The following is a 12,082-nucleotide window of genomic DNA, read 5'->3' as shown; positions in this document are numbered from 1 at the left end:
TGGACCTTCGCAACGCCTCCACAGTATTTATCTAATCGTGACAAGTTCTGGCGCGCGTGGCATCGTCACACCGGACGTCCCCGGAAGATTCCCTTCCAACGGTGCGGTGGCAACGGGAGTGACGCCTTGTCCGCCACCACACCTCCCCGACGGCAAAACTCAGGCAAAGCCGCGGGACTGCAAGTGGATGGCACTCTCCTGGAGGGTGTACGAGGTGCTCAACTCCCCCGTCCGCATTGACGCAGAGGGGGGACGAAGGCCGCCTCGACAGGCTTGTCACCCTCCCACGGGGCAGGCCGTACCCCGGCATGAACGAGGTAACAATGTGCGAACTTCTGAACCGCATCTGGGCTCGTCCCCGAGGCGAATGGACCCGGGTCCTGCGCAGGGAACTCCCCGCGCTGACAGCAGGGATGGTGGAGGAGCTGAGGGAGGAGCTCCCCGGGTTCTCCGCCCTCGTCGACGACCTCGACGAGGAGGTGGTCAGACAGCGGCTCGAAGTGGCCCTGCTCACCGCCCTCGGGTACCGCGAACCCGCGCCGCAACAGCGGGACAAGACCACGGAGCACGCCCACCCCGAAGAGGATGAGGAAGAGGAGGACTACGCGGCCGAGCACGGCCGACCGGGCCAGGAAGAAGAGGAGGAAGAGGATGAAGAGCATCGCGGTCCGCCGTCCGAGCTCCGCGACCCCCGCCGGCGAAGGCAGTTGGCCCCCCTGACGGTCGTCCCCCGCGAGGGACTCGGAACCCGCTCCGAACGGGCGAGGCGCGAGCTGTTCTCCGCCCTTACAAGTGACATGCCCATGGCTGAAATCGCGCTCTCCGAACTGGCCGCCGCGGCCGGCTGGCCGCTCCCGGCCGAGATACGCGCCATCGCCCTCGCCACCCCGGGCGAGACCCAGCAGTTGGCGGCCGTCCTGGACGACGGACTCGCCGGCATGGTCGGCGGCCAGCCCTGCCTGCTCGTCCCGAGCCCGGATCCGGAGACCCGAGCCTCGCTGGAGGCCCTGCTGCGCGGCCGGTTCGCCGCCGTGGGCCACCCCGTCGCCCCCCGCGACACCGCTTCCTCCCTGCGGTGGGCCCTGCGACTGCTGTCCCTCACCCCCAACCGCCCCGGCCTGGAGGCGCGGGCCCTCTTCGTCGACGATCACCTCTCCACCCTGATGCTGCTCCAGGACGAGCCCCTGGCCCACGCGCTGGCCGCACGCTGGCTGCGGCCGCTGGCCAACCTGACCCCGCGCCAGAGCGAACGGCTCGAAGTGACCCTTCTGGCCTGGCTTGAGGGCGGCGGTGCCCCCGAGGCCGCCAAGGCGCTGAGCGTGCACCCCCAGACCGTGCGCTACCGCATGCGGCAGCTCGAAAAGCTCTTCGGCCCCGGCCTGCGCGATCCGCGGACCCGGTTCGAGCTCGAAATGGCCCTGCGCAGCCGCCGCCTGATGGCCCAGGTACGCCGTCAGCACTCGCGGGTCGGCCGCAAGGTGCGCGTCGCCACCACCGACTTCCGGCCGCTGGGCGTCGGGCGCATGGCCCGCGTCAACGGCCTGTAGCCCCCGGCCCGACCCCCAGGCCCCCCGGCCCCCGACCCCCAACCCCCAACCCTCCCCCTATATACGGATTCGGCCCCGGTCCCCTCCCCCGCCCCCGCGGAGCGGAGGGGACCGGGGCCGCCGCGTGCCACCGGCCTACAGGCTCGCGAGTACGGCGGACGCCGCCCCGGCCCGCAGCGCGGCATTGAGGTCCAGCAGTTCGGCGTACGCACGGGAGCAGGACCGGCAGACCGCGAGGTGCCGGGCGAGACCGCGGCCGCGGGACGTGGTCCCGCGGCGCCGGATCACCGCCCCGAGCAGGGTGCCGTAGTGGCGGCACCGGTCGTCGGCGGCCGTGTCCAGATGGGCCCGCAGGTACGCCTCGCGCAGCCCTTCGCGGGCCCGGAAGGCCAGCGAGGTGACCGCGCTGGGGGTGATGCCGAGCAGCAGCGGGACGGGGTGCGGGCAGTCGTCCTCGACGAGGGTGTGCCAGAGGACGGCCCTCCAGCGTTCGGGCAGGGCCTGGAAGGAGCGGGCGACGAGCCGGCGGTCCTCGCCGTCCAGCAGCCGGCGCTGCGGGTCGTCCCCGTCGGGACCGGGCCGGCACCAGGCCTCGATGTCGGCCGTCAGGACGGTCCGGCCGGCGCAGGCCCGCCACTCGACGGCCGTGCGGCGGACCACCGACAGGAGGTACGGACGCCAGTCCTCCCGCGGGCCCGCTCCGGAGCGGACGGCCTGGAGCGTGCGGATGAACGCCTCCGAGACCAGGTCCTCGGCATCCTGCGGGGACCGGGAGCAGCGGCGCGCACATGCAAAAGCGGCGGCACGGTGCCGCCGGTGGAGGAGCTCGCAGGCGGCCGGATCGCCGTCGCCGGCGGCGTAGGCCGCCCTGAGCCGCAGTATGAGCTCCCCGTCCGGGGGCTCGGGACCCGAACCGGGTCCGGGGTCGGGTTCGGGAGGGGTGGTGTGACGAGAGCCGGACATGGCACTCCTCGTGTGTGTCTCAGGGCCCGTGCTCAGGCCCCTTCGGGCGGTGGCACAAACGCGTATGCGGTGCCGGTCCGAAGTCGGCTTCGGACCGGCACCGCTCTCGGGGCGACGCGGGGGAGGTGGGAGGGCGGCGTCGCCCCGAGGTTCTCAGCGGCAGGCGCGCCCGTCGTTGATGCAGCGCACCGCTCCGGCCATCAGGCCGTTCGACATGACGTTGATGAAGTCGCCGTGGTCGGTCACCGGCTTGTGCAGCTGCTCGGGGAAGCTGTCCACGGCGAAGCGGGAGCCGGGCGGCACGCTGTAGACGATCCGCTGCACCAGCTGCGGGATGGCCTTGAAGCCCTTCTTGCAGTTGCCGTTGGCGTCGGCGAAGGCCACGTGGGTGCGGTGGTTGGCGCTGTCGATGTTCTTGCCGTCCCAGCAGCTCTGGAAGTTGAACGTCCGTACGACGTCACTGCCCTTGGGGCACACCGGGTACTTGTCCTTCAGCTGGCGGTTCTCGAACCCGGTGCAGCTCCAGGACGCGTTGGCGTTGGCGTTGCCGTTGGTGAGGGCCTTGGCGTCGCCGGTGATGATCCGCATGAAGCGGGGCATCGCCGCGACCTTGCTGACGGGGCTGCCCTTGAACTCGATGGTCACCTGCTTCGGCTTCAGGATCGTGCCGATGTTCGCGTCCTGGCCGCCGCCGGGCGCCTTGGCGTCCTTCTCCGCCTTGCCGTCGCGCAGGCGCAGCACCGGCCAGTAGTACGCCGACTGGTCGCCGTTGGTGCAGGTGGTCCCGGACTGGGCGAGGCTGTTGTTCGTCGAGAAGGCGTCGGTGGTCTTGTTGCCGACGTAGTCGTGCATGTGGTGGGCGCCGTTGCTCACACCGGGCGCGACGATGACGTTGTCGGGGTTGAAGTGGCCGTTCTCGTTGCGCCCGCACTGCACGGCGAACGATCCGGTGGAGGCGCCGCCGCGGGCCGCCGGCTTGCGCACATTGGGCTTCACGGTGCCGATGGCGACGAAGTCGCTGCGCGCCGGGCCTCCCTTGGCCTGTTGCTGCTGCTGTTGCTGCTGCTGTTGCTGTTGCTGGGGTGCGCCCTGCTTGGCGGCGGCGTCGGCCCCGTTCGCGAGGGCCGGCTCGTCCGCCGGGTCGGCGGCCGCCGCCTCCTTCATCACGCACGCGCTGAGCCCCTGCAGGCCGGCGGGCTTCTGGCCTGCCTTCCCGAGCGCGTCGGACAGGTTGGTGATGGTCTTATCGCGCTGCTGCTTCAGCCCGCCCAGCAGGGCCTTGCCCTGGGCCTGGCCCGAGGAGAGCTTCTGATAGGCGTCGGCGACCTGGGTGTCGAGCTTCGCGAGGTTCGCGTCCACCTCGCCTCGGGCCTGGTCGGGGACGTTCTCCAGCTTGTCGCCGACGTCGGGGCAGTCGATGGTGGCGGTCACGGGCGCACGGGAGTCCTGCCCCGCGAAGGCGCCCTGTTCGACGATCACGACCGCGCCGCCGCCCAGCGCGAGGGCGGACATCACGGCAAGGATCTTGTGCTTCGGCCGCAGTCGGCGTTTGTGGCCCTTTTGGCTCATGCGATCACTTCACTTCGTCGGTCGGGAAACGGTGGAGGAGGCGGGGGCGGGGGCGGCGGGGGTCCCCGGCTGGGCGTCCGCGAGGCCGTCGAAGTCGACCAGCCCGCTGGCCTCTAGGACCGTGATGTGGTCCAGGACGGTGGTGTTGGCGTCCGTGGCCAGGGCCCGGACCATGGAGTTGCGGGTCTGCGCGCGGATCTGGGCCACCAGCGCGAACACCTTGCCGTGCGCCCTGCGCAGCAGCTGCGCGAACAGCTGCTCGTACTGGGGGCCTTGGGCCTTGTCCAGCTGGTCGAGCCACTCCTGCTGCTGTGCGCTGGGCCGGCTGGGAAGCTCCATGCCGAGGGCCTGTCCCACCTCCAGGACCCTGCGGTCCAGTTCGGTGTGGCCTTCGACGAGATGCATCCCGGCGGTGCGGATGGCGGGCCGCGTGCCGCGCTGCATCGCCTGCCGCCCTGCGGGCAGCTCCCACAGGCCGGCGAGCCGCACCTTGCGGACGAAGTCCCGGTCCTGGGGGGTGAGCGGCCCGAAGGCCGTGCTCTGGATCCCGCCGCCGTCGTCATCGGCCGCCGCAGCGGTGGCGGCCGCGGCGTTCGACCCGCCGAACTTCTGCACGGGGATCAGCAACGCGATCAGGGTGAAGGCGAGGGCGCCGATCACTACGCCGGTTGCCATCACGTGTCTCGATGCCACCGACATGCTGCCGACGGCCGACCGACGGAAAGACAGCACTTTGCCTCCTTGCTGCGTGGACCGGGAGGGGGCTGCGACGGCTCGGGCTCCGGCAGTTGCCCGTGTCCAATGCACCCGTGCTCCCCGGGTGCCACGGGACGCTAGTGCCAGTTGTGGTGTCTGTTTGGAAGGACCATCACGAATGGACAAACATCCGGGCAACGCCCCGAAAGGCTGGTACCGTTCGCGAGCGCCGGCGCCTGTGCTAGGGCGCCCCGGGCACGGAGTGGGTGCGGGCCACGAGCAGGGCCACGTCGTCGCGGTCGTCCGGCTGGCGCAGTTCGGCCAGCAGCAGGTCGCAGGTCTCCTCAAGGGGACGGGTGGGGTCGTCGAGCAGGGCCGTGAGCGCCTGCAGACGGATGTCGATGTCCTGGTCGCGGGTTTCGACGAGCCCGTCGGTGTAGAGGACGAGCTGGTCGCCGACGTCCAGGTCCAGCGCGGTGGCCTCGAAGGGCACGCCGCCGACCCCGAGGGGCGCGCCGGTCGGCAGGTCGAGGAGCTCGGGCGGCCGCCCGGGGCTCGTCCGTACCGGCGGCAGGTGGCCGGCGATCGCGATGCGGCACCGGTTGCGGTGCGGGTCGTACACGGCGATCACGCAGGTGGCCATGGTGTGCCCGAGCCCGGTGGCGGTGTGATCGAGCCGGGTCAGGACGGTGGCGGGGTCGAGGTCGAGCTCCGCCAGGGTGCGGGCAGCGGTGCGCAGTTGGCCCATGGTGGCGGCCGCGTTGATGCCGCTGCCCATGACGTCGCCGACCACGAGGGCGGTCTTGTCGTCGGGCAGCGGGATGACGTCGAACCAGTCGCCGCCCACCTCGCCGGCCGCCTCGGCGGGCTGGTAGCGGTAGGCGATCTCCAGACCCGGGGTGGGGGTGGGGTGGTGGGGCAGCAGGTGGCGCTGGAGGGCGAGCGCGGCGCGGCGCTGGTTCTGGTACCAGCGGGCGTTGTCGATGCAGACGGCGGCGCGCGCCGCGAGCTCGCTGGCCAGCAGGACGTCGTCGTGGTCGAACGGCAGCGGGTTGTCGGTGCGCTGGAGGCCGAGGGCGCCGATGACCTCGCCGCGGGCGATCAGCGGCACCGCCAGGTACGAGTGGAGCCCGGCCGAGGCGAGGAGGGTGGCGGCGTCGGCGTCGCGGGCGACGCTGGGAAGCTCCGTCGCCGTGACCTCCGCCACGAGCACGGGGCGGGCGGCCCGTACGCACTGGGTGACCACCCGGGTGGTGTCGTACCGGGCGATCGAGCCGACCGGGTCGGCCGCGAGGGTGGCGGGGGTCGGGCGGGCCGCCTTGACGGCCAGGGCGCGGAACTGGACGGTCTCGTCCGTCTCGGCCCCGGGCGGGTGGTCGCCCGTCAGGACGGCGTCGAGGACGTCGACCGTGGCGAGGTCGGCGAGCTGCGGCACCGCGATGTCGCCGAGCTCGCGCGCGGTGACCCAGAGGTCGAGGGTGGTGCCGATGCGTACGGAGGCGTCGGCGATCAGGGCGAGTCGCTGGCGGGCCAGGGCGACGGCCGTCGAGGTCTTGTGCTGTTCGGTGACGTCGACGACGGAGGCGGCGACGCCGAGCGGCCGCCCGGCCGGGTCCTCCAGCCGGTAGATGGAGAGCGACCAGGCGTGGTCCTGGTCGGGGTCGGCGGGCGTACGGCCGGTGGTGAACCGGTTCAGCTGCGGTCGGCCGGTGGACAGGACCTCGCGCATGGCCGCCTCGATGGACTCGGCGTCCAGCCGCGGCAGGGCCTCGTGGAGGCGGCGGCCCATGTGGTCGGCTGCGGGCAGCCCGTTGATCCGCTCCAGGGCCGGGTTGACCAGGACGTAGCGCAGGTCGGTGTCGAAGACGGCCAGGCCGATCGGGGACTGCGTGACCAGCCGCATCGACAGGGCCAGGTCGCGTTCCACCCGCCGTACGGTGGCCTGGTCGGAGGCGATGCCGAGGGCGTAGAGCCGCCCGTCGGCGTCCTCCAGCCGCATGTTGCGGAATTCCGCCATGCGGGTGCTGCCGTCCTTGTGCCGTACGGGGAACGCCCCGGCCCACGCGCCTTCGCCGGACATCACCTCGTCGAAGAGGGAGAGGACCATCGCCAGGTTCTGTTCGTCGACGAGCAGCTGCGCAGCGAGCCGGCCGAGCGCCTCGTCGGCGGTGTAGCCGAACAGCTCCTCGGCCTGCGGGCTCCACAGCGCGATCCGCCCCTGGGCATCGAGGACCACCGCCGCGACGCCGAGCACGTCGAGGAGGCCGGGCCCGGTGGCGGGGTCGACAGAGGGTTCCGGGCCGCCCGGCTCGGCAGGGGCGCCCGGCTCGGCAGGGGCGCCCGGGCGTGCCGGTTCCGGGTCGGCCGGGAAGGCGTCCGCCGTACTCATGCCGGCCGCTCCTTCCCGTCCACTGCCGCAGGGCGGTGCATCGGCCTGCTGGGTCTCCATGCCCCGGGTCCGCGCCCGGGGTGCTCCCATCCTCTCTCCACTCCCCCGGACCGGCAGCGCAGCCGCCCCCCGATACGGCCGTACGACGGAGCGCGGCCGGTGCGCGGCCGGTGCGCAGCCGGTGCGCGGGAACAATACGCGCGGTGTATGCAGGACTCATGGACGACCGGCCGCCGCATCCGAGCCAGCGCCACGTCGGCGAACCGCGCCTGCCCCTGCTGGCGGTTCCCTTCGCGCTGATCGCGGCCGTCACGGTGGTCGACGTCCTGGCCCCGCCCGATGTCCACCTGGGGCCGTTCCTGGTCGCGGCCCCGGCCCTCACCGCGTCCTTCGCCGGTCCGCGGATGACGGGGTTCGTCGGCGCGGTGGCCGTCGCGGCCCAGGTGACGGTCGCCGTGGTGCGGACCACCGGCACCGATCTGAACCACACCTTCCAGATCATCGCGCTGGTCCTGATCTCGATCTTCGTCACCGTGTTCGCACACCTGCGCGAGGTCCACGAGAAGCAGCTGACCCAGCTGCGCTCCGTCGCCGAGGCCGCCCAGGAGGTGGTCCTTCGACCGCTGCGCGACCGGATGGGCCCGCTGCGCCTGGCCTCGGTCTACCTGGCCGCGGAGGCCGAGGCCCAGATCGGCGGGGACCTGTACGCCGCCACCCGCACCCCGAGCGGCACCCGGCTGATCATCGGCGACGTCCGCGGCAAGGGCCTGGAGGCGGTCGGGGACGCCGCCCTGGTGCTCGGCGCGTTCCGGGCCGCCGCCCACCAGGAGGCGGACCTGCCGACACTGGTCGCCCACCTGGAGGCCGCCGTGGCAGCGGACCCGGACGGCACGGGCGAGCCGGCGGCGGAGCCCGGCGAGGCGTTCACCACGGCGGCGGTACTGGACATCCCCGATCGGGAGATGACCGTGCGGCTCATCAGCTGCGGGCACCCGCCGCCGCTGCTGCTGCGAGGAGGACGGGCCGTCCCCCTCGAGGTGGACCACCCGGCGCCGCCGCTGGGCCTGACGCAGTACGTGGACACCGGCTTCGCCCCGCAGTCCTTCTCCTTCGAGCCCGGAGACGTGATCCTGCTCTACACGGACGGCGTCATCGAGGCCCGCGATGCCGAGGGCGCCTTCTACCCGCTGCCGGAGCGGGCCGCCGACTGGCCGGGGGACGGCCCGGACGCGCTCCTGCGCCACCTCTGCGCGGACCTGCTGGCGCACTCCCCGGGCGGCAGCCTGGGCGACGACGCGGCGATGGTGGCCATCCAGCGCATCACCGGCGGCCCCTGACCCCTCCGGTCCCGAATCCCCCGTTGCTCCAGTTCCTTTGGCGTGTCGGCCAGTTGTCCGGTTTCGAGCTCGTTCGTGAGACGCATACGGTCCGGCCCTCCGGGATGATTCGCCCGGGTGCCTTCGTACAACAGGGTGGTGAGGCCATCGCATTCACGGAAGGAAAACGGCTCTTCGTGAACATGAAACGCCTCGCACCCATGCTCGCCGCCGCCGGTCTCATCGCGACCACCGTCCCGCTGCTCTCGGCGACGCAGGCCTCCGCCTCCCCGGCCGCGGAGTACACCCCGCAGAAGCCGGCGTGGCAGCGCTGCAGCACCGGTCAGCCCGCCTCGTACGAGTGCGCGACGATCAAGGTCCCACTCGACTACCGGCGCCCGCAGGGGCGCACGATCGACCTCGCGATATCGCGGATCAAGAGCGAGAACCCGGCCAAGCGGCACGGTGCCATGCTGCTCAACCCGGGCGGCCCGGGCGGCGGGGGACTCGATCTGCCGCTGATGATGAACGAGTTGATGCCGAAGGACGTGCGCGACCAGTACGACCTGATCGGCTTCGACCCGCGCGGAGTCGGCGCCTCCACGCCCATCACCTGCGGGTTGACCGACGCCGAGCAGAACATCGACCGGCCGTACAAGGAGGAGACGTTCCCGGCGGACGTGGCCTGGGCGCGTACGGTCGCGGAGAAGTGCCGCGAGAAGTCCGGCTCGATCCTTCCGTTCGTCACCACCCGCAACACCGCGCGCGACATGGACGCGATCCGCGCCGCGCTGGGCGAGAAGAAGATCTCGTACGTCGGCTACTCGTACGGGACGTACCTGGGCGCGGTGTACACGCAGATGTTCCCGAACCGCAGCGACCGCTTCGTGCTGGACAGCGGCGTGGACCCGGCGCGCATCTGGCGGGGCATGATCCAGGTGTGGGCGACGGAGGCCGAGCCCGCCTTCAAGCGGTGGACGCAGTGGACGGCCGAGCGCTCGGCCGACTTCGGGCTCGGCGACACCCCGGACGCGGTCTCGAAGACCTTCTGGGACCTCGTGGCCCGGGCGAACCAGCAGCCGATCGAGTTCGAGGGCACGAAGCTCACCGGTGATGACATCCGCACCGCGCGGGCCCTCTTCTTCTACCCCTCGCAGGCGGCCCCCCTGGTCAAGGCGCTGAAGGACGCGGCGGACGGCAAGCCGCTCCGGCTGACCGAGCCCCAGCGCAAGCTGCTGAAGCCGACCGCCGAGCCGGCGTCGGACAACGGCACGGCCGTCTTCTGGTCCGTGGTGTGCGGGGACACGGAATGGCCCCGCTACCCGGAGCAGTACGAGCGGGAGGCCGCGAAGGACAAGGCCAGGTACCCGCTCTACGGGGACTACGCCTCCAACATCAAGCCGTGTGCGTACTGGCAGCGGCCGATCGAGCCGGCGACGGCGATGAAGACGAAGACCGATGTGCTGACCGTGCAGAACGAGTGGGACTCCCAGACCCCGCTGGTCAGCGGCCAGGGCCTGCACAAGGCGCTCAAGGGCTCGCGGATGGTGCTCGCGATGGGCGGTGAGGGCCACGGCGTGTACCTCGCCGATCCGAACTCCTGCGCCAACGCCACGGTCAACTCCTACCTGGCGACGGGCAAGCTGCCCGCCCGGGACGTGACCTGCCGGACGGCCCCGGGCGCGCAGGAGCGCCGCTCCGAGATCGCCCCGCAGTCGCCGCAGCGCTTCCCGGTCCTGACCGACGGGAGGTTCTGACCCCGGGGCTTCGGCCGCCGATCAGGACGCCTCCCCGGCGGCCCTTGATCCGGCGGCCGAAGTCGGGCGCGTCCTCGCGGGCCGCGCCGGGCGCGAAGCCCGCCGGCGATCCGCGGCGACCGCGGACCCGCGCCCTAGGCGCGCGCCGCGTCCCCCGCCGGGCCGCCGCCGACCCGGCTCCCCCGCAGCGGCGTCAGCAGCCCCGCCCCGAGGATGGCCAGGCAGAACACCCCGGCGGCCACGCTGACCGCCGGGACCCCGTGCCGGGCGGCCAGCACGGTCAGGGCGGCCGCGCCCACCGGACCCGAGGCGTTGTGCACGGTCCAGAAGGCGGAGGTGACCCGCCCGAGCAGCGGATCCGGGGTCACCTCCTGGCGCAGGGTCAAGGAGCAGACCGCGCCGAGGGTCAGCCCGAACATGAACACGGCGGCCAGCACGGCGATCACCGGCAGGCTCCGGCTGACACCGGTCCCCGCCACCGACAGGCCGATCAGGGCGGTCGAGCCCAGCCAGCAGGCGCCGAAACCGAAGGTCCCGCGCAGCGGCGCGGCGGCGAAGGCCGCGCCGACCACACCCACCCCGCTCACCGCGATGACGTAGCCGACGGTGGCCGCGCCCAGCCCGAGATCGTGCCGGATCCGGAAGACCAGCAGGTCGGTGGCGCCCATGGTGACGAAGGTCAGCAGCGTGAGCAGTACGGTCAGCGCCCGCAGCACGGGGTGGCCCCACAGGAAGCGGAACCCCTCGACGAACATCTCGCGCAGCTTCCCCGCTTCAGGGGTGCCCGGCTTCGAGGCCCCCGGCGCGGCGGTGCCCTCCCGCCCGAAGGCCACCCACCGCAGGCTCACGGCCGAGACCAGGAAGGTCGCCCCGTCCACCCCCAGGGCCCAGTCCGCGCCGACCCCGGCGGCGATGAACCCCGCCGCCGCCGGTCCGCACAGGGTCCCGAAGGCGAAGGCCGCCGTCAGCCGCCCGTTGGCGGTGATCAGGTCCTCGGCGCGGACCAGGTTCGGCACCGCCGTCACGTACGCCACGTCGAACAGCGTCTTCAAGGCGGTCACCAGGGCCGTCAGTACGTACAGCACCCAGATCCGCGGCCCGGCCAGCCAGATGAACGGGACCGCGCCCAGCAGCAGCGCCCGTACGAGATCGCAGGCGATCATCAGGCGGCGCCGGTCCGTCCGGTCCACCACGTACCCGGCGAACAGCCCGGTCACGATGGCGCCGACCCCCGAGATGACCGTGATCAGGCCCATCTGGACCACGGACCCCGTGGCGTCGAGGATTAGCAGGGGCAGCGCGAGCAGCGAGATCGACCCGCCGAGGACGGACAGCGCCTGGCCGAGCCAGAAGATGTTGAAGTCGCGGTTGCGCCAGAGCGAGGGGTGGTGGACGAGGGCCGGCACCCGGCTCAGCCCAGCAGGGCGTAGACCGTCGAAGCCGTCGCGGACGGCTCCTCGGCGCCTTCGGGGGTCATGGTGATGTCGGCGAAGGCCATGCGCTTGCCGAGCTTGGTCACCCGGACCCCGATCAGCACGTCCGCGCCGACCACCGGCCGCTGGAAGCTGGTCGACTGCTGGACCGTGGTCATCGGCCCGTACGCCCCGCGCGCCGCGGAGATCGCGATGACGGTGGCGGTGTCGGCGGCCGCCATCAGGGCCTGCCCGGACAGGGCGCCGCCGTCCCGGGCCAGCGCCTCGGACCAGGGCAGCCGCAGTACGGCGTGCCGCTCGCCCGTCTCCTGGACGGTCAGCCCGAGGGCGAGCACCCAGGGGGCGAAGTTGTCGGCGAGGATCTTGTCTGCGTCTGCGGGCGTCAGGGTCACCCGCAGATTGTGGCGGCCCG

Annotated in this window: 9 protein-coding genes; 3 read left to right on the top strand and 6 right to left on the bottom strand. The window is 72.5% G+C overall.

What is annotated here, in order from left to right:
* Positions 1–323 precede the first annotated feature (323 nt).
* The gene (locus ACIBAD_RS19410; protein WP_134069601.1) at positions 324–1,547 is read left to right on the top strand and encodes a helix-turn-helix domain-containing protein; all 1,224 of its coding nucleotides are present in this window, start codon (positions 324–326) and stop codon (positions 1,545–1,547) included.
* 135 nt (positions 1,548–1,682) lie between these two features.
* Here ACIBAD_RS19410 and ACIBAD_RS19405 read toward each other — a convergent pair whose 3' ends face one another.
* From ACIBAD_RS19405 to ACIBAD_RS19390, 4 genes are all read right to left on the bottom strand, one after another.
* A complete protein-coding gene (locus ACIBAD_RS19405; RefSeq protein WP_134069603.1) occupies positions 1,683–2,510 on the bottom strand; it encodes a sigma-70 family RNA polymerase sigma factor in 828 nt (275 codons plus the stop codon).
* Positions 2,511–2,663: 153 nt separating this feature from the next.
* Entirely contained in the window at positions 2,664–4,079 is a 1,416-nt protein-coding gene (locus ACIBAD_RS19400; protein ID WP_398907822.1) for a DUF1996 domain-containing protein, read from the bottom strand.
* 9 nt (positions 4,080–4,088) lie between these two features.
* Positions 4,089–4,754 carry a DUF4142 domain-containing protein gene (locus tag ACIBAD_RS19395; protein WP_398907821.1) on the bottom strand — a complete coding sequence of 222 codons (666 nt, stop codon included), beginning with the start codon at positions 4,752–4,754 and terminating at the stop codon, positions 4,089–4,091.
* A gap of 262 nt (positions 4,755–5,016) precedes the next feature.
* Positions 5,017–7,164, bottom strand: coding sequence for a SpoIIE family protein phosphatase (locus tag ACIBAD_RS19390; protein WP_398907820.1), 2,148 nt, complete (start codon positions 7,162–7,164; stop codon positions 5,017–5,019).
* A 218-nt stretch (positions 7,165–7,382) separates the two neighbouring features.
* Here ACIBAD_RS19390 and ACIBAD_RS19385 point away from each other — a divergent pair, with 218 nt between their 5' ends.
* On the top strand, positions 7,383–8,501 hold the full coding sequence (locus tag ACIBAD_RS19385; RefSeq protein ID WP_398907868.1) for a PP2C family protein-serine/threonine phosphatase: 1,119 nt from the start codon (positions 7,383–7,385) through the stop codon (positions 8,499–8,501).
* A 182-nt stretch (positions 8,502–8,683) separates the two neighbouring features.
* Positions 8,684–10,237: an alpha/beta hydrolase gene (locus tag ACIBAD_RS19380; protein ID WP_398907867.1), complete on the top strand. Its 1,554-nt coding sequence runs from the start codon at positions 8,684–8,686 to the stop codon at positions 10,235–10,237.
* Positions 10,238–10,371: 134 nt separating this feature from the next.
* Here ACIBAD_RS19380 and ACIBAD_RS19375 read toward each other — a convergent pair whose 3' ends face one another.
* Both ACIBAD_RS19375 and ACIBAD_RS19370 read right to left on the bottom strand, forming a co-directional pair.
* Positions 10,372–11,643 (bottom strand): MFS transporter, encoded by a 1,272-nt coding sequence (locus tag ACIBAD_RS19375; RefSeq protein WP_398907818.1) that lies wholly within the window; start codon positions 11,641–11,643, stop codon positions 10,372–10,374.
* A gap of 5 nt (positions 11,644–11,648) precedes the next feature.
* A complete protein-coding gene (locus tag ACIBAD_RS19370) occupies positions 11,649–12,062 on the bottom strand; it encodes a PaaI family thioesterase (RefSeq protein WP_134069614.1) in 414 nt (137 codons plus the stop codon).
* Positions 12,063–12,082 lie beyond the last annotated feature (20 nt).

Source organism: Streptomyces sp. NPDC051109 (assembly GCF_044455885.1).
Lineage (GTDB): Bacteria > Actinomycetota > Actinomycetes > Streptomycetales > Streptomycetaceae > Streptomyces.
This window is presented reverse-complemented; position numbering and strand designations above follow the sequence as displayed.